General features: G+C 62.4%; 20 protein-coding genes and 2 tRNA genes. 9 read left to right on the forward strand and 13 right to left on the reverse strand.

Annotation, left to right across the window (positions count from 1 at the left end):
- Window positions 1–131: 131 nt before the first annotated feature.
- Window positions 132–902 carry a hypothetical protein gene (locus E1B25_RS01135; RefSeq protein WP_132826841.1) on the forward strand — a complete coding sequence of 257 codons (771 nt, stop codon included), beginning with the start codon at window positions 132–134 and terminating at the stop codon, window positions 900–902.
- A 607-nt stretch (window positions 903–1,509) separates the two neighbouring features.
- Here the strand turns inward: E1B25_RS01135 and E1B25_RS01140 are convergent.
- Complete coding sequence (locus tag E1B25_RS01140) at window positions 1,510–1,986, reverse strand: hypothetical protein (protein WP_132826842.1); 477 nt, start codon at window positions 1,984–1,986, stop codon at window positions 1,510–1,512.
- A gap of 240 nt (window positions 1,987–2,226) precedes the next feature.
- Here E1B25_RS01140 and E1B25_RS01145 point away from each other — a divergent pair, with 240 nt between their 5' ends.
- On the forward strand, window positions 2,227–2,919 hold the full coding sequence (locus E1B25_RS01145) for an NnrU family protein (RefSeq protein ID WP_132826843.1): 693 nt from the start codon (window positions 2,227–2,229) through the stop codon (window positions 2,917–2,919).
- A gap of 51 nt (window positions 2,920–2,970) precedes the next feature.
- Window positions 2,971–4,326 carry an oxygen-independent coproporphyrinogen III oxidase gene (gene hemN, locus E1B25_RS01150; RefSeq protein ID WP_132826844.1) on the forward strand — a complete coding sequence of 452 codons (1,356 nt, stop codon included), beginning with the start codon at window positions 2,971–2,973 and terminating at the stop codon, window positions 4,324–4,326.
- A 37-nt stretch (window positions 4,327–4,363) separates the two neighbouring features.
- Here hemN and E1B25_RS01155 read toward each other — a convergent pair whose 3' ends face one another.
- From E1B25_RS01155 to E1B25_RS01170, 4 genes are all read right to left on the reverse strand, one after another.
- Window positions 4,364–5,503 carry a THUMP domain-containing class I SAM-dependent RNA methyltransferase gene (locus E1B25_RS01155; RefSeq protein WP_132826845.1) on the reverse strand — a complete coding sequence of 380 codons (1,140 nt, stop codon included), beginning with the start codon at window positions 5,501–5,503 and terminating at the stop codon, window positions 4,364–4,366.
- Window positions 5,504–5,938: 435 nt separating this feature from the next.
- Entirely contained in the window at window positions 5,939–7,339 is a 1,401-nt protein-coding gene (locus E1B25_RS01160; RefSeq protein ID WP_132826846.1) for a TRAP transporter large permease, read from the reverse strand.
- A 4-nt stretch (window positions 7,340–7,343) separates the two neighbouring features.
- On the reverse strand, window positions 7,344–7,973 hold the full coding sequence (locus E1B25_RS01165; RefSeq protein ID WP_132826847.1) for a TRAP transporter small permease subunit: 630 nt from the start codon (window positions 7,971–7,973) through the stop codon (window positions 7,344–7,346).
- A gap of 77 nt (window positions 7,974–8,050) precedes the next feature.
- Complete coding sequence (locus tag E1B25_RS01170) at window positions 8,051–9,067, reverse strand: C4-dicarboxylate TRAP transporter substrate-binding protein (protein ID WP_132826848.1); 1,017 nt, start codon at window positions 9,065–9,067, stop codon at window positions 8,051–8,053.
- 480 nt (window positions 9,068–9,547) lie between these two features.
- Between E1B25_RS01170 and acs the strand changes: the two genes are divergently transcribed.
- From acs to E1B25_RS01185, 3 genes are all read left to right on the forward strand, one after another.
- Window positions 9,548–11,512: an acetate--CoA ligase gene (gene acs, locus E1B25_RS01175; protein ID WP_132826849.1), complete on the forward strand. Its 1,965-nt coding sequence runs from the start codon at window positions 9,548–9,550 to the stop codon at window positions 11,510–11,512.
- 10 nt (window positions 11,513–11,522) lie between these two features.
- Window positions 11,523–12,242: an adenylate kinase gene (locus E1B25_RS01180; protein WP_132826850.1), complete on the forward strand. Its 720-nt coding sequence runs from the start codon at window positions 11,523–11,525 to the stop codon at window positions 12,240–12,242.
- Between the two features lie 126 nt (window positions 12,243–12,368).
- Window positions 12,369–12,869: a flavin reductase family protein gene (locus E1B25_RS01185; protein WP_132826851.1), complete on the forward strand. Its 501-nt coding sequence runs from the start codon at window positions 12,369–12,371 to the stop codon at window positions 12,867–12,869.
- Between the two features lie 91 nt (window positions 12,870–12,960).
- On the opposite strand, the gene E1B25_RS01190 is transcribed toward E1B25_RS01185, so the two are convergent.
- From E1B25_RS01190 to hemA, 4 genes are all read right to left on the reverse strand, one after another.
- Complete coding sequence (locus E1B25_RS01190; protein ID WP_132826852.1) at window positions 12,961–14,022, reverse strand: Mrp/NBP35 family ATP-binding protein; 1,062 nt, start codon at window positions 14,020–14,022, stop codon at window positions 12,961–12,963.
- Between the two features lie 304 nt (window positions 14,023–14,326).
- Complete coding sequence (gene ispG / locus E1B25_RS01195) at window positions 14,327–15,460, reverse strand: flavodoxin-dependent (E)-4-hydroxy-3-methylbut-2-enyl-diphosphate synthase (protein ID WP_132827232.1); 1,134 nt, start codon at window positions 15,458–15,460, stop codon at window positions 14,327–14,329.
- A 125-nt stretch (window positions 15,461–15,585) separates the two neighbouring features.
- Window positions 15,586–16,761 (reverse strand): helix-turn-helix domain-containing protein, encoded by a 1,176-nt coding sequence (locus E1B25_RS01200; RefSeq protein ID WP_132826853.1) that lies wholly within the window; start codon window positions 16,759–16,761, stop codon window positions 15,586–15,588.
- Between the two features lie 125 nt (window positions 16,762–16,886).
- On the reverse strand, window positions 16,887–18,110 hold the full coding sequence (gene hemA, locus E1B25_RS01205) for a 5-aminolevulinate synthase (protein ID WP_132826854.1): 1,224 nt from the start codon (window positions 18,108–18,110) through the stop codon (window positions 16,887–16,889).
- A 219-nt stretch (window positions 18,111–18,329) separates the two neighbouring features.
- Between hemA and E1B25_RS01210 the strand changes: the two genes are divergently transcribed.
- Window positions 18,330–19,724, forward strand: coding sequence for a M20/M25/M40 family metallo-hydrolase (locus E1B25_RS01210; RefSeq protein WP_132826855.1), 1,395 nt, complete (start codon window positions 18,330–18,332; stop codon window positions 19,722–19,724).
- Between the two features lie 65 nt (window positions 19,725–19,789).
- On the opposite strand, the gene E1B25_RS01215 is transcribed toward E1B25_RS01210, so the two are convergent.
- The 4 genes from E1B25_RS01215 to E1B25_RS01230 all read right to left on the reverse strand — a co-directional run bounded on the left by E1B25_RS01215 (window position 19,790) and on the right by E1B25_RS01230 (window position 21,197).
- Window positions 19,790–20,533 (reverse strand): hypothetical protein, encoded by a 744-nt coding sequence (locus tag E1B25_RS01215; protein ID WP_132826856.1) that lies wholly within the window; start codon window positions 20,531–20,533, stop codon window positions 19,790–19,792.
- Window positions 20,534–20,721: 188 nt separating this feature from the next.
- A complete protein-coding gene (locus E1B25_RS01220; protein ID WP_132826857.1) occupies window positions 20,722–20,964 on the reverse strand; it encodes an RND transporter in 243 nt (80 codons plus the stop codon).
- Window positions 20,965–20,990: 26 nt separating this feature from the next.
- Window positions 20,991–21,067: transfer RNA gene (locus tag E1B25_RS01225), tRNA-Asp, on the reverse strand.
- Between the two features lie 53 nt (window positions 21,068–21,120).
- Window positions 21,121–21,197: transfer RNA gene (locus tag E1B25_RS01230), tRNA-Asp, on the reverse strand.
- A 497-nt stretch (window positions 21,198–21,694) separates the two neighbouring features.
- On the opposite strand from E1B25_RS01230, the gene E1B25_RS01235 reads away from it, so the two are divergent.
- Together E1B25_RS01235 and E1B25_RS01240 are read left to right on the forward strand one after the other, a co-directional pair.
- Window positions 21,695–22,642 carry a DnaJ C-terminal domain-containing protein gene (locus E1B25_RS01235; RefSeq protein WP_132826858.1) on the forward strand — a complete coding sequence of 316 codons (948 nt, stop codon included), beginning with the start codon at window positions 21,695–21,697 and terminating at the stop codon, window positions 22,640–22,642.
- The gene (locus E1B25_RS01240) at window positions 22,639–22,980 is read left to right on the forward strand and encodes a chaperone modulator CbpM (RefSeq protein ID WP_132826859.1); all 342 of its coding nucleotides are present in this window, start codon (window positions 22,639–22,641) and stop codon (window positions 22,978–22,980) included. Before E1B25_RS01235 ends, E1B25_RS01240 begins: the two co-directional genes overlap by 4 nt.
- The last annotated feature ends 190 nt before the right edge of the window (window positions 22,981–23,170 follow it).

Here is a 23,170-nt window from a genome sequence, read left to right on the forward strand (position 1 = left end):
GACTTGTGTACACCGGAGATATTACAGAAAGTCAAAATATTATCTGACGTTGATAGCTTGAGCTTGGACTTCCGGGACGGTAGCCATTGCACTGAAAGCCGCGTAGTGCGGAGCCAAGGACGGAGGCCGACATGTGGCAAGAAATTATAGATGAGTTTGGCCTTGCACTGAAAGACAACATCATCGCTACGGCTGAGTTCCTGACCTTGTCAGATAGTCGCCCAGGGCTGATTGCGGCACTGCTTGCATTTGCGACCATATTTTTCGGGGCGGTCTATTTTATCCGGACGTTTCGTCAACTTAATGCCGTGAGTGATCTTGATCGCCGCGTCCGCTCATTTGACGGAATAGAGAGTTTCGCCGAAGGATATGCCGATTTTCAGCATGTATTGAAGAAAAAATTCCGACGTAAGGGACCGAGAAGCATAGTCTGGGAGGCCTGGGATGAGTTCAATGAAACTCTTGTTCTGGATGATATCGATGATGGCCCGGCAAGACTGCGAAATTCAATTCGCCCATCCTCTTTCCTGAATGTTGAGGACCTCGGATTCGGCACCGGTTTGTTCCGGATTCTGCCGAACACCTTCGTGTCACTTGGCCTGCTTCTCACGTTCCTTGGCCTCGTCGCGGCCTTGCATCAATTTGCAACGCAAATGGATGCGGGCAACGGAATGGACGAAGCCATGAGGAATTTCATGAAAATTGCCTCTGCAAAGTTCGTCATGTCGCTTGTCGGATTGCTGTGTTCCATTGCCTTCACGGTACTGCTTCGCGCGCGACAGACCGTTGTAGGCGACCATCAGCATCATCACGGTGTTCATATTGGACTTCCTCTTCCATCGGCGGCGCTGATCGGCCGCGGAAGTAAAAGGGGTTCGTTTTCGTTTGCCCGGAAATTTTGACTGCACGATTTGACGCTTTCGTGATCTGGCTCACCGGAAAAGCATCCTTGGGATGGCGCCAGCGCGCTGTGTCGAAGTGCCGTGGAAGCGCCGCCTCACCCTCAAAGTATAGAGTGGCCCGCCGAGGCGAGGACCGATGGACAGTGTGTTGTTGTCTGCTACAATATTCGGATCAGGATGATGTGGTTCGGTCCCGGTGCTACATTGGTGCTACAGAGCCAACCCGTGTGAAGAAATTCCCATATAAATAAGGTGATTTTTTAATATGGCGTCCAGTCCATCATGGGGGCGACGGAAAGCCGGGAAGCCATTTTTACGTTCGGTTTCATAGCCTTGACACACACCTTAGTTTCTTCGCGCCACAGCCCTGCCCCAGCGGCCTGCGAACGCGCGATCCGGTTTGCCCCGCACATAGCCATTCACGCGCGATCCGACCAGATCGGAATGGATCCAAATGCTGGAGCACGGCGAATTGGACACGCCGAATGGACACCGAAGATGTCTCGGGAGGAAGATGTCTCAGGATAGCACGCAGGTCTGCGCCCTCTGTGCCCCCGTCTTCAAGATTGCAAACACAACCGCAGACCGCCCGGATTAGTCCGTCTTGTCAGCGCACCCGCGCCATGGGATGGGGCGACACCCGTACCGGGTTGAAGTCCAGTTTGTTGACGATCTGGAACATGGATACCCTGCGATCATACCAGTTCACGAAAATCTCCCGATCCTCCTCGAACACGACGACACAGTATTTTTTGCCCGCAACGTCGCAGCTATCACGTTTCAGGACAGAGACGACAAAGGGGTCAACAAGCCGCGCCTTGAAGCCGATGATCACAGAGCGCTGTTTTCCAGTCATCACAAGCACACCGGCAAAAAGCGCTGCGGCAACGCCGATCATTCCCCAGCCCGAGACCCCGCGCAAGGGGTTCAGACCCGCCAGACGCCCCCTGTAGACAACAAAGATCAGCCGGCCGAAAAATCCAAGAATAGCCACCAGAACGACAATGACAGAGACCCCGATCATGTCGCTTCTGGCCTGCGACGAGACCGATGCGGACTCCTCGATATCAAATCCGAAATTCACGCAAACACTCCGATACACTCGCAACAACCTTGGCAATCACTGCCCTGCAAAGGTTTGAAAGGAGTGAAAAGGTAAAAGCTTCCTGGTGTCAATTTTAAGTTGATACATCAACATCAAGAACCGACAAAGTTGTACACAATGACGCGCGCCAACCAAAGCGCGCCGAGGCCTTGGCATCGCCCCCGCGACAAGGGCGTTCGCCTGCTCTATCATCTGGCAAAGACAACATGCGGAGGCCTCATGACCGGCTGGACCGACTACGCACTGGCGCTGGGTTTTTTCGTCGCCAGCCACTTTCTACCCCGCATCGGCGGGCTGCGCGAACGCCTGATCAAGGCCGTCGGGCGGCGCATCTACTTCAGCGCCTACGGGCTGTTGTCGCTGGCGCTTCTGGCCTGGATCATCGCCGCCGCCGCTGGGGCACCCTATGTCGAGATCTGGCCGCAAAGGCCCTGGGCACGGTTGCTGGCGAACCTCGCCATGCCGGTCGCCGTCATCCTTGCGACCTGCGGTGCCGGACTAGCGCAGCCCTATACGCTGGGGGGCCGCCGGACGGCCCGATTCGACCCGGCCAATCCCGGCTTTGCCGCCGTGTCCCGCCACCCCGTGTTTCTGGCGCTGGCGCTCTGGGCGACCGTGCATCTCTTGCCGAACGGCGATCTGGCACATGTCATCCTGTTCGGCAGTTTTGTCGTGATGGCGCTGGCCGCGATCCCCGCCTTTGATGCCAAGGCGCGCGGCGCACTGGGGCCAGAGGCGGACAGCTTCTTTGCCAGCACCGCGATCCTGTCCCTCGCGCCCCTCTTGCGCGGCGCATGGCTGCGGGCCAATGGCCGCGCCTTGGCGATCCGAACCGCCCTCGCGCTGCTGTTGTGCTTGGCGCTGCTCAGCCTCCATACCGCCGTGATCGGGGTATCGCCTTTTCCGGCCTGAACATTGATCCGGCGCAAAGTCGGGCTTGGGAAAAACAGACATACTAGGCGCATGAAACAGATCGACCGCCTCAGATCCCTCGGCCTTTTTGACGCCCGGGTGCCCCGCTACACCTCTTACCCCACTGCCCCGGTCTTTTCTCCGAAGGTCGGCGCATCGCAACAGGTCGCGGCGCTTTCCGCGCTTGACCCGACCGTGCCGGTCTCGGTCTACCTGCATATTCCGTTTTGCGAACGGCTGTGCTGGTTCTGCGCCTGCCGGACACAGGGGGTCACAACGCTCTCGCCGGTGGAAAGCTATATCGGCACATTGGAACAGGAACTGGCACTGCTGCGCGACACCCTACCCGAAGGGGTGCGCATGGGGCGGATGCATTGGGGCGGCGGCACGCCGACCATCTTGCCTCCCGCCTTGATCCATCGCCTTGCACAGGCGGTCAAGGCAGTGATCCCACCTACTGAGGATTGGGAATTCTCGGTCGAGATCGACCCGACGATGGTGGACCGCCCCAAGATCGACGCGCTGGCCGCCGAGGGCATGAACCGCGCCAGCATCGGCATTCAGGATTTCGACCCCAAGGTGCAGCAGGCGATCGGGCGGTTGCAGCCGTTCGACATCACCCGCGCCTGCGTCGAGGATCTGCGCGCCGCCGGTGTGCGCTCGCTCAACGCCGATCTGGTCTATGGGCTGCCGCATCAGGATGCCGCGCGGCTTGACGATACCGTCTCAAAGGTGCTTGCCCTCGCCCCCGACCGGATTGCGCTTTTCGGCTATGCCCATGTGCCATGGGTGTCGAAACGCCAGAAACTGATCGACGAATCTGCCCTGCCCCGCGAGGTAGAGCGCTACCAACTGGCCGAACTGGCCGCCCTGCGGTTCCGCGAGGCCGGGTTCGATACGATCGGTATCGATCACTTTGCCCGCCCCGACGACGGGCTGGCCATGGCCGCCACCAGCGGTCGGTTGCGGCGCAATTTCCAAGGCTATACCGACGACACTTGCCCGACGCTGATCGGGATTGGCGCCTCGTCGATCTCGCGCCTGCCAGATGGCTACATCCAGAACGCCGCCGCCACGCCCGCCTATATTCAGCGGATCGAAGCCGGGCAACTGGCCGGCGCGCGCGGTCATATCCTGAGCGATGACGACCGCCTGCGCGCCCGCGCGATCGAGATGATCATGTGCGACTTCCGGCTTGATCTCGACGCGCTGCACGACGGGTTCGGGGCCGCAAGCGATAGCCTGAAACCAACGCTCGCCCTCGTGGTGGATCAGTTCGGGGATCTGGTCTCGCTTAGCGGGTCGGCGCTCAAAATCCACCCCGCAGGCCGCGCCCTGACCCGCATCATCGCCAGCGCGTTTGACGCTCATGTGCCAGAGGGGGCGCGCTACAGTCAGGCCTCTTGACGCCGCGCCGCGAGGCGCTGCGTGCACAAAAGGATGGTCACGCTGAACTCCGCAAGGTGGCGCTGCGATACAGCCGCACCTTCAACCCGCCATGCACCACCGGCGGCCCCGCCGGCTCGAATGGCAGGCCGGCGGCCTTGGCCAGCCCCGGCTCGCTGGTCACCATCCCGACACGCCAGCCGCCGAACCGCTCTTTCAGAACCGCGCCCAGCCCGCCATACAGCCCGTACAGCAGCTTTTTGTTGCCGATCCGCGCGCCGTAAGGCGGGTTCACCATCACCAGACCGGGCGGGCCTTCAGGTGGCACCAGATCGCTGAACGACATCTGGGTAAAGCTGCACCAGTCCGCCACCCCGGCGCGTTCGGCGTTTTCCCCCGCCATGCGCACCGCGCCCGCATCCCGGTCCGAGCCGTAAAACCGCTGCACCGGCGCCTGCGCAATCGCGCCCTGCGCGCGCATCTCGGCCCAGCGCGCCGCATCAATCGTGACCATCTGCTCAAAGGCAAAGCCGCGCGCGCGCCCCGGCGCCAGCCCGGCGGCCATTTCACTGGCCTCGATCACGAAGGTGCCCGAGCCACACATCGGGTCCAGCACCGGCTCCGTCCCGGTATATCCGCACTGGCGCAGAAACAGCGCCGCCATGGTCTCGCGCAGCGGCGCCTTGCCCATCGCCTGCTTGTGCCCGCGCTTGTGCAGCGCCGCACCGGAGCTGTCGACGCTCAGCGTGCACAGGTTGTCGTCGATCCGCAGCATCACCCGGATCACCGCATCCTGCGCCGCCTCGACCACCGGCGCGCCCAGCTCTTCGCTGATCGCGCGCGCCACCCGCTGCGCCGCCGCCCCGGCATGATAGATCTTGGAGCCTTTGCTGCAACTCGCCTCGACCCGCACCGGCACATCGGCGCGCAGCACATCGCCCCAGGGAAACTTGCGCGCCCGTTTGTCGAGCTGCGCCAGATGAAAGGCGCGAAACTCACCGATCCGCACCAATACCCGCGTCGCCCCGCGCAGCCACAGATTGGCGCGCCAGACGTCCGGCCAGCCGCCGCGCAGCGCCACACCGCCCGGCACGATCCGCACCCCGGCAAAGCCCAGCGCGCGCGCCTCGTCACAAAGCGCATGCTCCAGCCCCGGCAGGGCCACCAAAAAGATCTCGAAATCCGCAGTATGTTCCATCGCGCTTGCTTACCCCGATGCCGCGCAGGGAGCGAGGGGTTTCGTCAGGTCGGCCCCGCCGCGCGCAGCCCCGTCTTCTTCTTGGTAAAAATACTCCCGCCGGAGGCTCCCGCCCCCCCAAGGCGGAGCGAGGGGATTGGGGGGGGGGCGCGCACATCCCGGGGCACGTAGCCACGCACCTCGGAACACGCGGGCGCGCCTGCCCCGGGGCTCCGTCCGTTCGGCGCTGAAATCGCTCCACTGGAGCGATTTCCGGGCGCGCACATCCCGGGGCACGTAGCCACGCACCTCGGAACACGCGGGCGCGCCTGCCCCGGGGCTCCGTCCGTTCGGCGCTGAAATCGCTCCACTGGAGCGATTTCCGGGCGCGCACATCCCGGGGCTCCGCCCGTTCGGCGCTGAAATCGCTCCACTGGAGCGATTTCCGGGCGCGCCTCACCCCACAAGGGACGGCAGATACAGCACGATCCCCGGAAAGCTGACCAACAGCGCGATCGTGACCGCATCGGCAAAGAAGAACGGCATCACGCCACGGAACACATCCTGCACGCTCAGGTCAGGCTGCACCCCAGCCACCACGAAACAGTTCAGCCCGATCGGCGGGGTGATCAGACAGAACTCTGCCATCTTCACCACCAGAATGCCGAACCAGATCGCGCACATCGTCCCCGACATGCCGAAGGCGCTGTCAGCGGCGCTCACAAATTCGCCGCCATTCAGCGCCATCACCGCCGGATAGACCACCGGCAAGGTCAACAGCAGCATGCCGATCGCATCCATGAACATCCCCAGCACCGCATAGGCCAGCAGGATGCAGATCAGGATCAGCAGCGGCGGCATGTGCAGCGAGGTGATCCAGTCGGAAAACGCCCCCGGCAGATCGGCAAACCCGAGAAAGCGCACATAGATCAGCACCCCCCAGATGATGGTAAAGATCATCACCGTCAGCTTTGCCGTCTCCAGCAGCGCCGATTTCAGCTCGCCCCAGCGCATGCCACGATACAGCGCCATCAGGAACACCACGAAAGCGCCCAAGGCACCGCCCTCGGTCGGGGTGCCCCAGGCATCGCCGAACGGGTTGTAAACAAAAAAGATGATGATCACGACGACAAAGAAAATTGGCAGCGCCGGCGGCAGCGACACGAAGCGTTCACGCCAGGTAAAGCCGCGCACCGGCGGGCCGACCGATTTGAACACCACCGCGATGCCGACGATCAAAATGGCATAGATCACCGCTGAAAATGCGCCGGGAATGAACCCGGCCAGCAACAGCTTGCCCACGTCCTGCTCCACGATGATCGCATAGATCACCAGGATCGCAGAAGGCGGGATCAGCGAGGCCAACGTGCCCCCCGCCGCCACCACACCGGCGGCAAAGCGTTTGTTATAGCCGCATGCGATCATCTCCGGGATCGCGATGCGGGCAAAGACCGCCGCCGTGGCCACGCTGGCCCCCGACACCGCCGCAAAGCCGGCCGTGGCGAACACGGTCGACACCGCCAGCCCCCCCGGCATCCAGGCGATCCAGCGTTTCGCCGCCTCGAACAGCGCCCGCGTCAGCCCGGCGTAATAGGCCAGATAGCCGATCAGGATAAAGGTCGGGATCAGGCTCAGCGCCTGACTGGCGACCTTGGAATGGGGCACCTGCCCGGCGGTCTTGATCGCCACGGTCAGCGCCCATCCCAGATGCTCGCCGCCGAAATCACGCTTGGCCCAGAAGACCAGCACCAGCCCCACCAGCCCGGCCAGACCGGCTGCAAAGGCGACCCGCATCCCCAGCACCACCAGCACCAACATGCCCGCCGTCACCCAAAGCCCGATTGTGATCGAATCCATAAACCTATCCCCGCCCGTCGAGTTGTTCGGCCTCGGCCGCGGCCTGATCGGCCGTGTTCTGGATCAGCGGCACCGCCACCGGATTGCGCAGCCCCAGCACCATCGCGCGGCCATAGCCAAACGCCTGCAGGCACAGCCGCAGGCACAGCACCGAAAACGCCACCGGCGCCAACAGTTTCGCCGGCCAGATCGGCAACCCGATGTCGATCGAGCTGTCGCGGCTCCACCAAGGTGCTGCAAAATCGAAACTGCGCTGGAAGTGCGCCCAACTGCCCCAAACTAACGCCAGCATCAGCGCCAGCATCATCAGCACCGAGATCAGCTCGGCCGCCCAAAGCGCCCGGCCCCGCAACTGCCCGATCAGGATATCCATCCGGATATGCCCGCCGTCACGCTGGACAAAGGAGATCCCCATGAAGGCGATCAGCGGCATCGCCTGCTCGATCCAGTCGACATAGCCGGGCAGCGGCGCGTTGAACAAATTGCGCCCGCCCACCGAAATCACCGCCAGCACCATCAGTGAAAACACCGCCAGCCCACTCAACAGGCCAAAGACCCGTTCCAGTCGCAGCAATTTCCGGTCCAGCCGGCTCAGCAGAGAGCCGTCCTCCAGTACCGGGGAATGTCCGGCCATGGTTCAGATCCTTGTTTTTTCAGAAAATCATGGAACATGGCCGGGGCCCGATCACGGACCCCGGCCCCCTTACAGGGTCAGTTCCCCGCGCGGGTCTTTTCAAGCGTGCTCACGACCAGATCATACAGCTCCTGCCCCGGCAGGCCCTGCGCCGCCATCTCGGCGATCCACTTGTCGCGCGCCGGCACAGCGGCCTTGTCGCGGAACTGGGCCAGTACCTCGTCCGAGATCATCACCTTCTGTACGCCCTTTTCTTCCAACACGGTGTCCCAGCGCTTCAGCAGCTCCCCATAGTTGGCCAGATAATGGGCAATCGCCTCATCGACCGATCCGTCAAGCGCCGCGCGCTCGTCATCGCTCAGCGCGTCATAGGCATCGGTATTGACGACGATGGGACAGTTCACCGTGCCGGGGTTGAGATTGGCAGTCCACCAGTCGGCCCGGTTGATGGTGCCGAACGACAGATGCGCGTGCTGGGCAAAGGCCACGGTATCGACCACCCCCGATTCCATCGCGTTATAGGCCTCGGTCGCAGGCACCGAGGTGGGAACCCCGCCCACGGCCCGGAACGCCTCGCCCAACCCACCGGTGGCGCGCACGCGCATACCGTCAAATTCGGCCAGTTCGTCGCGCGGCTCGCCGGTGCCCACAATATTATATTGCGGCATCGGAGAGGTCATCAACAGCCGCGCATTCCACTGCGCCATCTCTTTCTGCACCGCCGGATGGGCATAGACCGCGTTGCTGACCGCAACCTCCTCCTCCAGATTGCTCACCCCCAGAAACGGCAGTTCCAGCACCGTGATCAGCCGGTTCTTGTCCGGGTGATAGCCGGCGCAGAACTGCGCCATCTCGATCGCCCCGATAGAGATGGCATCAAGGTTTTCCTTGGGTTTGGACAGCCCGCCATAGCTCACATTGATGGTGAAGGCGCCGTCGGTCTTTTCCGATACCAGCTCCGCGATCTTCTCGACATTTTCGGTAAAGGCGCGCCGCTTGCCCCAGACCGAGGCATTCCACTCGGTCGCCGCAGCTTCGGACACAAAGGCAACGCAAAGCGCCGCGGCGGCAGCGCCGCACATCAACTTTCTCATGAATTCTCTCTCCCGTAGTTGCGGTCTGTTTTTCGGACCGCTTACTGGAAAGGCTAGCTGCAACCTTGCCATCTGCCAACCCCCGGCCCGTGACGCGGGCCGAGTCGGTCAATCTTCCGCCGCACGGAAAATGGTACACAACCGCATGCCGAAACAAAATGTCACACCGCAGCGGCTGCACGCAACAGTTCGAAAGTTACGTAAAGTCCGACCAACCCAGCAGGCCGCCTTGCCGTCTGGATCGAAAACTTGACAATCAACATATTGGAATAGAATAGATTTTATAAACCTTAACGACAATTTTTTACAAAGAATCCCGGAATTCCAGAAATGGATTTACAAGCAAATCGTTTCTTTTCGGTAAGTTATTCCATTATTTTCACGCCCCGATATTATATGCCTCGGAGTGGAATCCTTCGGCCATGCGTGTTTTAGATTGCGCAGGCCGTCGTATCGAAACGTCTCAGGGAGGAGACCAACATGACCAAACCTGCGCAAAGCGAATCCGCGGTATTCCCGCCCTCGCCCGAGATGACCGCCCACGCCCATGTGGACGCCGCCAAGTATGACGCGATGTACGCCGCCTCGGTCGCGGACCCGGAGGCATTCTGGGGCGAACACGGCAAACGCATCGACTGGATCAAGCCGTTTTCCCAAGTCAGGAATGTCAGTTTCCAGCCCGGCAACATCAATATCGAATGGTATGGCGACGGCACGATGAACGTGGCCGCCAACTGTATCGACCGCCATCTTGCGACCCGCGCCGACCAGACCGCCATCATCTTTGAACCCGACGACCCCAACGAGGCGGCCGAGCATATCAGCTATGCCCAGTTGCACCGCCGGGTCTGCCGCATGGCCAATATTCTTGAGACCATGGGCGTGCGCAAAGGCGACCGCGTGGTGATCTATCTGCCGATGATCCCCGAGGCCGCCTATGCCATGCTGGCCTGTGCCCGGATCGGCGCTATCCATTCCATCGTCTTCGCCGGGTTTTCCCCCGACGCGCTGGCCGCCCGTATCAACGGTTGCGATGCCAAGGTGGTGATCACCGCCGACCATGCCCCGCGTGGCGGCCGGACCTCGCCGCTGAAATCCAACACCGACGCCGCCCTGCTGCATTGCAAGGAGTCGGTGAAATGTCTGGTGGTCAAGCGCACCGGCGAACAGACCACCTGGATCGACGGGCGCGATCACGACTACAACGAGATGGTGCTGGAGGCCAACGACTACTCCCGCCCCGTCGAGATGAGCGCCGAAGATCCGCTGTTCATCCTCTACACTTCCGGCTCGACCGGGCAGCCCAAGGGCGTCGTGCATACCTCGGGCGGCTATCTCGTCTATGCCGCCATGACGCATGAGATCACCTTTGATTATCACGACGGCGACGTCTTCTGGTGCACCGCCGATGTCGGCTGGGTCACCGGTCACAGCTATATCGTCTATGGCCCGCTCGCCAATGGCGCCACCACCGTGATGTTCGAGGGCGTGCCGACCTATCCCGATGCCTCGCGCTTCTGGCAGGTCTGTGAAAAGCACAAGGTCACCCAGTTCTACACCGCGCCCACCGCGATCCGCGCGCTGATGGGTCAGGGCAAGGGCTTTGTCGAAAAATGCGATCTGTCCTCCCTGCGCCTGCTTGGCACCGTGGGCGAACCGATCAACCCCGAGGCCTGGACCTGGTACAATGACGTTGTCGGCAAGGGCAAATGCCCGATCGTCGACACCTGGTGGCAAACCGAAACCGGCGGTCATCTGCTCACCCCGCTGCCCGGGGCGCATGCGACCAAACCGGGCGCGGCGATGAAGCCCTTCTTCGGCGTGCAACCCGTTGTGCTCGACCCGCAATCGGGCGAGGAAATCCACGAAACCCCAACCGAGGGCGTGCTTTGCCTCAAGGACAGCTGGCCGGGCCAGATGCGCACCATCTGGGGCGATCATGACCGCTTCGAGAAGACCTATTTCTCTGACTACAAAGGCTACTACTTCTCGGGCGACGGCTGCCGTCGCGACAGCGATGGCGACTATTGGATCACCGGGCGCGTCGATGACGTGATCAACGTCTCGGGTCACCGCATGGGCACCGCCGAGGTCGAAAGCGCTCTGGTGGCGCATGTCGCCGTGGCCGAGGCCGCCGTCGTCGGCTACCCGCATCCGATCAAGGGTCAGGGCATCTATTGCTATGTCACCCTGATGAACGATCAGGAGCCCAGCGAAGAGCTGCGTAAAGCCCTGCGCACCTGGGTCCGCACCGAGATTGGCCCGATCGCCTCTCCCGATGTGATCCAATGGGCCCCCGGTCTGCCGAAAACCCGCTCGGGCAAGATCATGCGCCGCATCCTGCGCAAGATCGCCGAGGATGACTACGGCGCCCTTGGCGACACCTCGACGCTTGCCGACCCTTCGGTGGTCGACGAGCTGATCGCCAATCGCGCCAAAACGTAAGGAGCCTTCGATGGACGGAGCCACACCCGTGACACCCACCACCGCGACACCCACCACCGCAAACACCATCCCCGCCGTGCTGATCTTGCTGGGGCCTCCGGGCGCCGGCAAGGGCACCCAGGCCCGCATGTTGGAACAGGGCTTCGGCCTTGTGCAGCTCTCCACCGGGGATCTGCTGCGCGCCGCCGTGGCCGCCGGCACCAAGGCAGGACAGGCCGCCAAGGCGGTGATGGAAGCCGGCCAGCTGGTCAGCGACGAGATCGTCATCGCCATCCTGCGCGACCGTCTCGCCGATGCCGACTGCGCCAAGGGCGTGATCCTCGACGGATTTCCCCGCACCACCGTGCAGGCCGAGGCGCTGGATGATCTGCTCGCCGAGAGCGGCCAAAAGATCAACGCCGCCATCAGCCTTGAGGTGGACGACGACGCCATGGTCGCCCGCGTCGCCGGGCGCTACACCTGCGCCAATTGCGGCGAAGGCTATCACGACAGCTTCAAGACCCCCGCCACTGCGGGCGTCTGCGACAAGTGTGGCGGCACCGAAATGACCCGTCGCCCCGACGACACCGCCGAAACCGTGGCCAGCCGGCTAGAGGCCTATCACGACCAGACCGCCCCGCTCATCACCTATTACGACGGCAAAGGCGTGCTGAAAAAGATCGACGCCATGGGCGAGATCGACGCCATCGCCACCGCCATGGCCGGGATCGTCAAGGCCGCAACCGCCTGAACAATCCGGGGCCGGGCCGCAACCAACGCGGACCGGCCCCTCCTCCCCCCGGGGGCATGGACAATCGCGCCGGTCCGTGGCTGACTCCCCTGTGACAGATGTCCTGTGACAAAGGCGCGCAAGCAGATGACCGAGACCCGTTTCATCCCCGGCCCCGACACCGCCCGCGCCTTTCGCGATGCACTGGGCTGTTTCGCGACCGGCGTCACCGTGGTCACCACCGCCACCGCGACCGGGCCAATGGCGATCACCGCCAGTTCCTTTACCTCGGTCTCGCTCGACCCGGCCCTCGTGCTGTGGTGCGCCGCCAAACACTCTCTGCGCCACGACAGCTTTGCCACCGCACGCCGCTATGCCATCCATGTGATCGGTGAAAAGCAACAGCCGCTCGCGGCCCATTTTGCCCGGACCGGGAACGATTTCTCCGCTATCGACTGGGTGCCGGACGCCGAGGGCGTCCCGATTCTTTCCGGCTGTCTGGCGCGCTTTGACTGCCTGGCCGAGGCCTGCCACCCGGGCGGCGATCACAGCATCCTTGTCGGTCGCGTGCTGCACGCCATGCACCGCCCTGGCCAAGGGCTGATCTATAAACGCGGCCAGTTCGGCGGGTTCTTCGGGCTGGACTAGAGGCGATCACCAGAGCAAGCCGCGCGCGGGGAGTCCATCATAGCATCGCAGACACGACAGGGCCGACTTCAGCCCACCCCGTCAAAGTCACTTACACCACGCCCTGATCAATCAGCTTGCGCGCCACGTCCCGGAACGCTGCCGCCTGTGCGCTGTCAGGCTTGGAGGCCGCGACCGGCTCGCCCGCATCACCCGAAAGCCGGATATCCAGATGCAGCGGGATTTCCGCCAACAACGGCACACCCAGCTTTTCCGCCTCGGCCTTGACGCCGCCATGACCGAACAAATGCTCCTCATGGCCGCAGTTGGAACAGACATGGGTCGACATGTTTTCAATCATGCCCAGCACCGGAGTCTTGAGCTGGCGGAACATGTCGATGCCCTTGCGCGCATCCAGCAGGGCCACGTCCTGCGGGGTGCAGACGATCACCGCGCCATCGACCTGAAATTTCTGGCTCAGCGTCAGCTGCACATCGCCGGTGCCCGGCGGCAGATCGATCAGCAGCACGTCCAGCTCGCCCCAGGCGACCTGGGTCATCATCTGCTGCAAGGCCCCCATCAGCATCGGACCGCGCCAGACCACCGCCTGCCCTTCCTGCATCATCAACCCGATCGACATCATGGTGACCCCATGCGCCTGCAACGGAATGATCGTCTTGCCATCCGGGCTGGCGGGGCGTTTGGTCACCCCCATCATGCGCGGTTGCGACGGGCCATAGATATCGGCGTCCAACAGCCCGACGTTCTTGCCCTCGGCAGCCAGCGCAACGGCCAGATTCGCAGCCACGGTGGATTTGCCCACCCCGCCCTTGCCCGAGGCAATCGCGACGATATGCTTGACGCCGGGCACCGCCTGCGGGCCGGCCGGTTTCGGCTTGGCGGCGGCTTTCAGATCCGGCGGTGCCTTCTCGGTATGGGCCGTCATCAGGACCGAGGCTTTCGCCACCCCCGGCATGGCCGCGACCAGCGCCTCGGCCTCGGTGCGCACCACCTCCAGCGGCCCGGCCTGTTTCGGGTCGATCTCCATCACAAAGCGCACCGTGTCGCCCTCGACCGCCAGCGCCCGCACCAGACCCGCGCTGACGATATCCTGACCGCTCACCGGGTCGATTATCGTCTTCAACTCTTTCAGTACCGCTTCGCGCGTGGTCATTCGCCCGCTCCTTGGTTCGCTGTGTTGAGCGTCTTTCTGCCCCAGCGGGCCGAGCACCGCCAGCCCCCGCAATGCCGCAGATGGCAAATTTCGAGTCTGATATGTGCCTTTAGGGAATCGCGCCCATTCGGTCTACGATCCCCCAGCGCGAAACAAGGCCGCAGGCCGCCGCCGCGGTGGGTTTTCAGCGCCAATTCCGGGACTCTGTACAAAACAGGCCGAAATCTCACCATTCCAGCGTTTTCGCCGGATTGCGATGGTCTTGAACCGTACGAAACAGCCCCAGAATTCCCCGGTCCGGGGGTTACTCGGCCGCCTCGGCCTCTGCCGCAGCCGCCGCGTCCAGCGCCGCAGCCTTCTTCTCGACCTGTTCCACGATATGTTCAATCATCTGCTCATTGCCCATCTTGTGGCTCGCCTTGCCCGCCAGATAGACCATGCCCGACCCGGCGCCGCCGCCAGTGAACCCGACATCCGTCATCAGCGCCTCGCCCGGCCCGTTGACCACGCAGCCGATGATCGACAGGCTCATCGGCGTCTTGATGTGCTCCAGCCTTTTCTCAAGCGATTCAACGGTTTTGATGACATCGAACCCCTGCCGCGCGCAGGACGGACAAGAGATGATGTTGACCCCACGATGGCGCAACCCCAGCGATTTGAGGATCTCGTAGCCGACCTTGACCTCTTCGACCGGATCCGCCGAAAGCGACACCCGCAGCGTGTCCCCGATCCCCATCCACAGCAGGTTGCCCATGCCGATCGCCGATTTGATCGTCCCCGAGGTCAGCCCCCCCGCCTCGGTGATGCCAAGGTGAATCGGGGCATCCGTCGCCTCGGCAATCCCTTGATACGCGGCGGCAGACAGGAAAACGTCAGAGGCTTTCACGCTGATCTTGAACTCGTGAAAGTCGTTATCTTCCAATATCCTGATGTGCTCAAGCGCCGAGGCAACCATCGCTTCCGGACAGGGCTCGCCATATGTTTCCAACAGGTGTTTTTCGAGACTTCCGGCATTCACCCCGATTCGCATCGAACAGCCATGATCGCGCGCCGCGGCAATTACCTCGCGCACCCGCTCGGGGTTGCCGATATTACCCGGATTGATGCGCAGACAGGCCGCCCCCGCCTCTGCCGCCTCGATCCCCCGACGATAGTGGAAATGGATGTCGGCGACGATTGGCACCGGGCTTTCCGCGACGATCTCTCTCAAGGCCCGCGACGAGGCCTCGTCGGGTACCGAGACCCGGACGATATCCGCCCCCGCCTCTGCCGCCGCCTGCACCTGTGCCACGGTCGCGGCCACATCCGTGGTCGGCGTATTGGTCATGGTCTGGACCGTGATCGGGGCATCACCCCCGACGGGCACATCCCCAACCATGATCTGGCGCGATTTTCGGCGATAGATATTGCGCCACGGGCGCACGTGGTTCAGCGACATGAGGGGCCTGTCCATTCGATCTTGTCCGGTACGGTCTAAATAGGCCGCAGGTCGCGCCACCGCAATGGCCCGATAGACTCCGACCGCAGATCGGCGGTCGCGCCCCAGTTTTTACCAGTCGATTATTAGTCGGTGGTTTGCGCCTCGGCTACCATACGGGCAAGGTCGTGATCCTGCTCCAGATCAGCCACCTGATAGCGCACCGCGATCTCTTCGGAGGAGAGCGGAAGTTTCGACGTGACCACACCCCGGTTGCCCACCGGCCCGTAATGCTTGCCATTCAGCGCAAAATAAATTGCACCGGATTCACCTGCCCGCAGCGTCGGCGGCTCTTCGGTGGCGGGCACTTCGTAGGTCTGGCCGCTTTCCATGATGCCTTCGAAAATCACGGTCCCATCGGCCGCGCGCACCCGCACCCAAGAAGGGCGCACAGCCACCATCATCAGGTTCGGCGCAAGATTCTCGACCACCTGCGGCACCGATTCTGCGGTCGGCCCAAAGGCCAGCGAGGCGGTCTGTATCTGCGGCAGCTCCGGCGCATGCAGGGTGCCGACGCTGCGCGGATCAAGGGTCGAGATCGGCGCATCGCGGGCCACCAAGACCGGCACATCCAACGCCTGCGGACGATACAGCCGGTCCAGCGCCTCGGCGCTGGGGGCGCTCATGCCGCCGCCGAAAGCTCCTGCCCCGGCACCAGCCAGCGGGTCAAGATCGCTGAGCACCACGGGCACCTGCTCTACTGGAGAGACCTGCACCTGCTGCACCTCTTTCAGAACAGCCCAGCCGCCGTATCCGATGCCGCCGATCAGCAACAGCAACACCAGCGACGAGCCGATGGCGCGCGGTTCGATCCGGCTGAATATTCCATCATTTTCAGGCGCAAAGGGCGTGTTGGGCGCAGTAAAGGGATCACGCGGCCCCTTTGACACAGGCACCCCGGACAGGCGAGGCGATTTGACGACAGAGGCCTGCTCCGACATGCCGTGCGCCACCGAAAAGCCGCTTTCGAGACAAAAGGCACCAAAGGCCTGATCCGGATTCATGTTCAGGTAGCGCGCGTAAGAGCGCACATAACCAGCGATGAAACCGGGCGTGTCGAATGCGGCGGGATCGGTATTCTCGATGGCGGCGATATAGCTCGCCTTGATCCGCAACTCGCGCTGGACGTCCAGCAGCGATTTGCCCATGGTCGCCCGTTCGCCGCGCATAAGGTCGCCGAGCTTGAGTTCGAAGTCGTCGAACCCTTTGATCTCGACGGCCTGTTCAGCCCCGGCCTTGCGCTGCGTTTTGCGCCTAATCATCACTGCCGCCCCGTACCGCCTGCCGCTTTTTACATTCACATAGGGGAATCGCCATGGGATTCCCCTATGCCTGTTCTTGCGACAAACTTACCACAGCACAAGTTGTTTGCATAGAAATCGCAATCTTACCCGGCCAGTTCGGCACGATTCAGCGCACAGTGCGACCAAAGCTCGTCCATCGCGCGGACCAATGTGTCCATCTCGCCCGGGCCATGCACCGGCGACGGCGTAAAGCGCAGACGTTCGGTTCCACGCGGAACGGTGGGGTAATTGATCGGCTGGACATAGATGCCATAGTTTTCCAGCAGCATGTCGGACAGCTTTTTGGTGTGGACAGGATCGCCCACGATCACCGGCACGATATGCGACCCATGATCAATGATCGGCAGGCCCAGCCCCTTGAGCCGGGTCTTGAGCACCTTGGCCTGGGTCTGGTGCTGATCGCGCAGGTCCTGATCGTGCTTGAGATGCGCAACACTGGCCGCCGCACCCGCCGCGATCGTCGGCGGCAGCGAGGTGGTGAAGATGAAGCCCGGCGCATAGGAGCGGATGGCGTCGCTCATCTTGGCGGTGGTGGCGATATAGCCGCCCATCACGCCATAGGCCTTGGCCAGCGTGCCGTTGATGATGTCGAGCCGGTGCATCAACCGGTCACGTTCGGCGATACCGGCACCACGGGGGCCGTACATGCCGACCGCGTGCACCTCGTCAAGATAGGTCAGCGCGCCGAACTCGTCCGCCAGATCGCAGATCGCCTCGATCGGGCCAAAATCGCCATCCATCGAATAGACCGATTCAAAGGCGATCAGCTTGGGCGCCTTGGGATCGTCAGCCGCCAGCAGTTCGCGCAGGTGATCCATGTCGTTGTGGCGGAAAATGCGCTTGGCTCCGCCGTTGCGGCGCACGCCTTCGATCATCGAGGCATGGTTCAGCGCGTCGGAATAGATGATCATGCCGGGGAACAGCTTTGGCAGGGTCGAAAGCGTGGCATCGTTGGCAATATAGGCGCTGGTGAAAACCAGTGCGGCCTCTTTGCCGTGCAGATCGGCCAGTTCGGCTTCCAGTTGCTTGTGAAAAACGGTCGTGCCCGAGATGTTGCGCGTTCCGCCCGACCCGGCACCGGCGGCGTCGATCGCCTCGTGCATGGCTTCCAGTACGACCGGGTGCTGCCCCATGCCAAGATAGTCATTGCCGCACCAGACGGTGATATCGCGCTGGCTGCCATCGGGGCGGGTCCAGATCGCGTGCGGGAAATGACCGTTCCGGCGTTCGATATCAATAAAGGTCCGGTAGCGTCCCTCATCATGCAGGCGTTTGAGCGCCTCATCTAGCTTCTCGCTGTAGGTCACCGGCTTTCCCCCTTTGGCTGGTCCGAATGGGCCCGGATGGACGAATTCATAGACTTGCATGTTAACCGTATTCTAGAATGCATAAAGATCACGCATCTTTCGATCAACCTGTTAGCCCCGGTTAGTTTGTCGCAACCTTGATCTGAATCAACGGATCGCACTGGACAGGGGGCCGCGCGTTGATAGGTTCGCCCCAAATTCCACTATAGGAGACATGCGATGTCACTTGATGCCGTACTAGCCCGAATCGATGCCGACCTGCCGGCAGCCACCGATCGGCTGATGACCCTGCTGCGCATTCAGTCCATTTCCACCGATCCTGCCTTCAAGTCCGAATGCGACAAGGCGGCCGATTGGCTGGTGGCGGACCTGAACAGCATCGGCATCCAAGCGGAAAAGCGCGCGACGCCCGGTCATCCGATGGTTGTCGGCCATGTTGGCGATCCCGACAGCGACGTGCCACATCTGCTGTTTTACGGCCACTACGACGTGCAGCCGGTCGATCCGCTGAATCTGTGGACCGCGCCGCCGTTCGAGCCAAAGATCGAAGACACCGACAACGGCCCGGTGATCCGCGGTCGCGGCGCGAGCGACGACAAGGGCCAGCTGATGACCTTTGTCGAGGCCTGCCGCGCGTGGAAAGAAATTCACGGCAACCTGCCCTGCCGGATCACCTTTTTCTTTGAGGGCGAAGAAGAATCCGGGTCGCCGTCGCTGGTTCCGTTCATGGAGGCCAACGCAAAGGAGCTGAAGGCGGATCTGGCGCTGATCTGTGACACATCGATGGTGTCGCGCGGCGTGCCCTCGATCGCCTCGCAACTGCGCGGCATGTTGAAAGACGAGTTCACCATCACCGGCCCGCGCATCGACCTGCATTCAGGTCACTATGGCGGCCCCGGCCTCAACCCGCTGCGCGAGATGGCCCGCATCATCGCCTCGTTCTATGATGACGAAACCGGCAAGGTCACGGTCGAGGGGTTCTATGAAGGTGTGCACGAGGTGCCCGCCGAACAACTGCGCCAGTGGCAGAGCTGCGGGTTTGACGAGGCGGATTATCTTCATTCCGTGGGCTACAGCATGCCGCATGGCGAAACCGGCTATTCCACGCTGGAACAGCAATGGGCGCGCCCGACGCTGGAAGTGAACGGCATGTGGGGCGGCTATACCGGGGCCGGGTCCAAGACGGTGATCCCGAGCCAGGCGCATTGCAAGATCACCTGCCGACTGGTGGGCGACATGGACCCCGACGCGCTGCGCGGCCGGATCCGCAAGCATGTGGAGGACCATCTTTCCACCGACGCCAAGGTCAGCTGGGATCAGGATCTGGAGGGCTCGCCCGCGCCGGTGATGAACATTGAACGCCCGGAATTCGAAGCCGCGCGCGGCGCGCTCTCGGACGAATGGGAGCGCGAGGCGGTGTTCACCGGCATGGGCGGATCGATCCCGATCGCCGGGTTCTTCAAATCGGTCCTCGATATGGACGCGATGCTGATCGGGTTTGCCAATGATGACGACGCGATCCACAGCCCGAACGAGAAATACGACGTGAAAAGCTTTCACAAGGGCATTCGCAGCTGGGCGCGGGTGCTGGAGGCGCTGACAAAAGCGGGCTAAGACGCCCGGACGACGGCGGCGCGCCCTCTGGCCCGGAAACGGACCTCAGGGGCGGGCCGCCCCCTCTATCCGTGCCCCCTATCCGTGCTGGGGGCCCGCTCATCTGCCCCGGCCGCGCCAGCATAATAGGCTGCAAGATTGCGAGAAACGCCAAGAGACAGCGCGGCGCCAAGTGTGACCGCGACCATTTCTCCGCCATCCTCGAACACCTGCATGATCTCGTCAAACCGCCCCGGCACAAGCCCGTGCAGCGTGTCGACGACGATGCCACAAACGACCAGCAGGACAAAACACAGGAAGAACGACAGCAGGATCCCGGCATCGCCCGGACGCCGCCGCCGCCAAGTCCACAGCAGCAACAGCAACAAAACCCCACCCGCAAAGGCCCAGGCCAGAAATTCGCCATATTGCTGCCGGCCAATGCCAAACATCTCGGGGATCTGCAGAGCCTCGCCCAGCTTTTCCCCCACGCGTTCATGGTACTGCGCGGAGTCATCGACCCAGATATAGGCATAGAGCGCGGTCAGAAACACAAAGACCCGCCCCCGCGTCTGCAAATAGCAGAGCAGCAGCAGGAAGGCGGCCACAAAGGCCATACCGTGATTGAAGCTCTCTGCGAGGCCCGCATCCCAGCCGAGCCCGAGATTGCGGTGGAGGGCATGGGCGATCCGCGACTGCGCGTCCCAGAACCCCGAGACATAAAAGATCGCAATGATGGCCAGAGTGGCGCAGAGCATCACGATCGACATCCTGCGCGCCAGATCGTCCCGAAGAAACAATCCCAGAAGGCGCGCCATATCAGAGATCACACGCCGCGTTTTAATCCCTACGTCAAAAATCTGAACACCTCATCCTCTGAACCAGCCCGGCCAGCCCATAGAATGAACCGACCCGGAGTTAAGGATAAATCGTGAATGCGGCCAGAATATGTCAAGTCTATTCAATGTGATACGGTACTTAGGCCACAAACGGGCCCGCCGTACCGTTAACTGTACCGTTAACGGCGATCCGAGGCAGCAGCGCGCAACCTCCAAGCCCGCCCGGCCTTGGCCAGCAACAGCCCCCATGGCGCGCCATGCAGCGCCAGATCGAAAAAATCAATCGGACGCACAAGCGAGCCGTCGGCCAGCATACGCAGCTTTTGCAGGATATGCGGTTCGGGCAGGAAGGGCGCTAGCCCCAGCGTGACCGCCAGCAGGAAGGCCAACCCCCAAGACACCCGGTCAAGAAGACCGCCCATTGCAAGGAAACTCCTTAAGACGAAAGTGGCGCGGTTGACGGGACTCGAACCCGCGACCCCCGGCGTGACAGGCCGGTACTCTAACCAACTGAGCTACAACCGCGCATATACTTTTCGTCGTCGGTTCGATAACCCCCGAACCGGGGTTGGCAGCGATGGCGCGGTTGACGGGACTCGAACCCGCGACCCCCGGCGTGACAGGCCGGTACTCTAACCAACTGAGCTACAACCGCTCACTGCCCGCCCGGGTGTGCCGGGCGTTGGGGTGTATTATGGCCACGTCCCTGCCCCGTCAAGCAGGGTTTGCTGATTTATGCAGGATTTTTCAATCCTCGGGGACAGCCCCGCGCGCGCAGAGCGAACCGCAGCCCCACTTAAAGCCCCAGCCTGCACACCTCCTTGAAAACGATGCGTCAATATCCGTGCTTTTTCTGGCTACAAATATTCCCGCCGGAGGCTCGCCCGGCCACAGGCCGGGCGAGCAAAACCCACGCGACCTCACGGCCCGCACCCACCCTGCATGGCACACGGGTTTTGATAGGGTGCGGGTTTTGATCGCCCGCAAAAAGGCGCGGCGCGTGTCCCGCAGATATCGCGCGGGTTGGGGGCCCTTGGTCCATGAAAGGGTGTGACATCGCCCCTGCGACACTTTCCAGAATTTTCCAATGGTCGCGCGGCGTAGTAATCGGTATCACCTGCGATAGATTATTCACCAGATGCGGAGCGAATAATGACACAAGACCCCTATGCCGCTCTGGGCCTGTCCAAGGACGCCACCCCAGACGAGATTAAAAAAGCCTATCGCAAGATTGCGCGAACCAACCACCCCGACCTGAACCCCGACGATCCGGCGGCCGAAATACGGTTCAAGGATGCAGGCCGCGCCTATGACTTGCTTAAAGACCCCGAGCAGCGCCGTCGCTTTGACGCCGGTGAGATTGACGCTACCGGCGCCGAACAGGCGCCACGCGGCTATTATCGCGACGAGGCGCGCAGGCCAGAGAACCCCTATACGCAAAGCCGCACCTCTTCCGGGGGAAACCCGTTCGGCGAGGGGGTCAACGCGGATGATTTCTTTGCCAATTTCGCTCGAAGCCGGGGCGGCAGTGGCGATGGTTTTGGCCGCGGGACGTCCGGCGACTGGCCGGGGCAGGATACGCGATATCGCCTTGCGGTACCGTTTCTGGATGCCGCGCGGGGCAGCAAGACCCGGATTACCCTGCCAGACGGAAGCGCGCTTGAGGTGACGATCCCCGAAGGCGCGCGCGATGGTCAAACCCTGCGTCTGCGCGGCAAAGGGGAGCCGGGCTTTGGCGCCGGTCGGCCCGGCGATGCCTTCATCACGTTGGATGTGACCCCTAACCCCGATTTCGAACGCGATGGCGACGACATTCTTGTCACCTTGCCAATCTCGATCGACGAGGCGATTCTGGGCGGCAAAGTTCCCGTCCCCACAGTGACCGGCGCCGTGAATGTGTCGGTGCCACCCGGCGCAAGTTCCGGACAGGTGCTGCGGCTCAAAGGTCGCGGGCTCAAGGGACGCTCCGGCAAGGGGGACCAGCGGGTGACGCTGCGCATTGTCAGCCCGCCAAAGATCGACGACGCATTGAAACACTTCATGGAAGGCTGGCGGGCAGATCACGCCTATAATCCCCGCGCCGGAAAGGAGAGATCATGACCCATGCCTATGCCCCGGAACAGGTGATCGAGAGGGTCACCGCCCTGACCGCCGAACGCCTGAGCCTTTTCGAGCGGTTGTGCATCGTAACCCCCGTGACCACCTCCGAGGGGCCGCGTTATCACATGCTGGATGTGCGCCGAATCACGCTGCTGTGCGAGTTGACGGACGATTTCGAAGTGAACGAGGATGCGCTGGTCATCATCATGTCGCTGCTGGATCAACTCCACGGCGCGCAAAGCCGACTTGAGCAGATGGTGCAGGCGATCAGCGAAGAGCCCCCCGAGATCAAGATGCGCCTGTCGCAGCGATTGCAGGAGATCGGCGCGGCCGACTGATCCGCCGGCTTGCAGCCCTACCCCTCTGATGCGGCCCCCGCCAGTGCGGCCCTCCCCCAGGACGCCAAGACCCGGTCCTTCGGGCTTATCCCAGGGGGGGCGGCACGCCCCTGCTGGAGGAGCGTGGCGTTCCGTTCCCGTCATTCCCATGGCGATCCATCGCGGCCTCCCCGGGATCGGCCGGACTAGG

This window comes from Antarcticimicrobium sediminis, assembly GCF_004348975.1.
GTDB classification, from domain to species: domain Bacteria; phylum Pseudomonadota; class Alphaproteobacteria; order Rhodobacterales; family Rhodobacteraceae; genus Antarcticimicrobium; species Antarcticimicrobium sediminis.

Coding starts and splice junctions, on each gene's coding strand:
- ispG (WP_132827232.1), bottom strand. CDS start 15,460: ATGTCGCTGAACCACGTGCGCCCGTGGCGCAATATCTATCGCCGAAAA.
- E1B25_RS01200 (WP_132826853.1), bottom strand. CDS start 16,761: ATGATTAGGCGCAAAACGCAGCGCAAGGCCGGGGCTGAACAGGCCGTC.
- hemN (WP_132826844.1), top strand. CDS start 2,971: ATGAAACAGATCGACCGCCTCAGATCCCTCGGCCTTTTTGACGCCCGG.
- E1B25_RS01240 (WP_132826859.1), top strand. CDS start 22,639: ATGACCCATGCCTATGCCCCGGAACAGGTGATCGAGAGGGTCACCGCC.
- E1B25_RS01135 (WP_132826841.1), top strand. CDS start 132: ATGTGGCAAGAAATTATAGATGAGTTTGGCCTTGCACTGAAAGACAAC.
- E1B25_RS01235 (WP_132826858.1), top strand. CDS start 21,695: ATGACACAAGACCCCTATGCCGCTCTGGGCCTGTCCAAGGACGCCACC.
- E1B25_RS01165 (WP_132826847.1), bottom strand. CDS start 7,973: ATGGCCGGACATTCCCCGGTACTGGAGGACGGCTCTCTGCTGAGCCGG.
- E1B25_RS01180 (WP_132826850.1), top strand. CDS start 11,523: ATGGACGGAGCCACACCCGTGACACCCACCACCGCGACACCCACCACC.
- E1B25_RS01220 (WP_132826857.1), bottom strand. CDS start 20,964: ATGGGCGGTCTTCTTGACCGGGTGTCTTGGGGGTTGGCCTTCCTGCTG.
- E1B25_RS01155 (WP_132826845.1), bottom strand. CDS start 5,503: ATGGAACATACTGCGGATTTCGAGATCTTTTTGGTGGCCCTGCCGGGG.
- E1B25_RS01170 (WP_132826848.1), bottom strand. CDS start 9,067: ATGAGAAAGTTGATGTGCGGCGCTGCCGCCGCGGCGCTTTGCGTTGCC.
- E1B25_RS01185 (WP_132826851.1), top strand. CDS start 12,369: ATGACCGAGACCCGTTTCATCCCCGGCCCCGACACCGCCCGCGCCTTT.
- acs (WP_132826849.1), top strand. CDS start 9,548: ATGACCAAACCTGCGCAAAGCGAATCCGCGGTATTCCCGCCCTCGCCC.
- E1B25_RS01160 (WP_132826846.1), bottom strand. CDS start 7,339: ATGGATTCGATCACAATCGGGCTTTGGGTGACGGCGGGCATGTTGGTG.
- E1B25_RS01145 (WP_132826843.1), top strand. CDS start 2,227: ATGACCGGCTGGACCGACTACGCACTGGCGCTGGGTTTTTTCGTCGCC.
- E1B25_RS01210 (WP_132826855.1), top strand. CDS start 18,330: ATGTCACTTGATGCCGTACTAGCCCGAATCGATGCCGACCTGCCGGCA.
- E1B25_RS01190 (WP_132826852.1), bottom strand. CDS start 14,022: ATGACCACGCGCGAAGCGGTACTGAAAGAGTTGAAGACGATAATCGAC.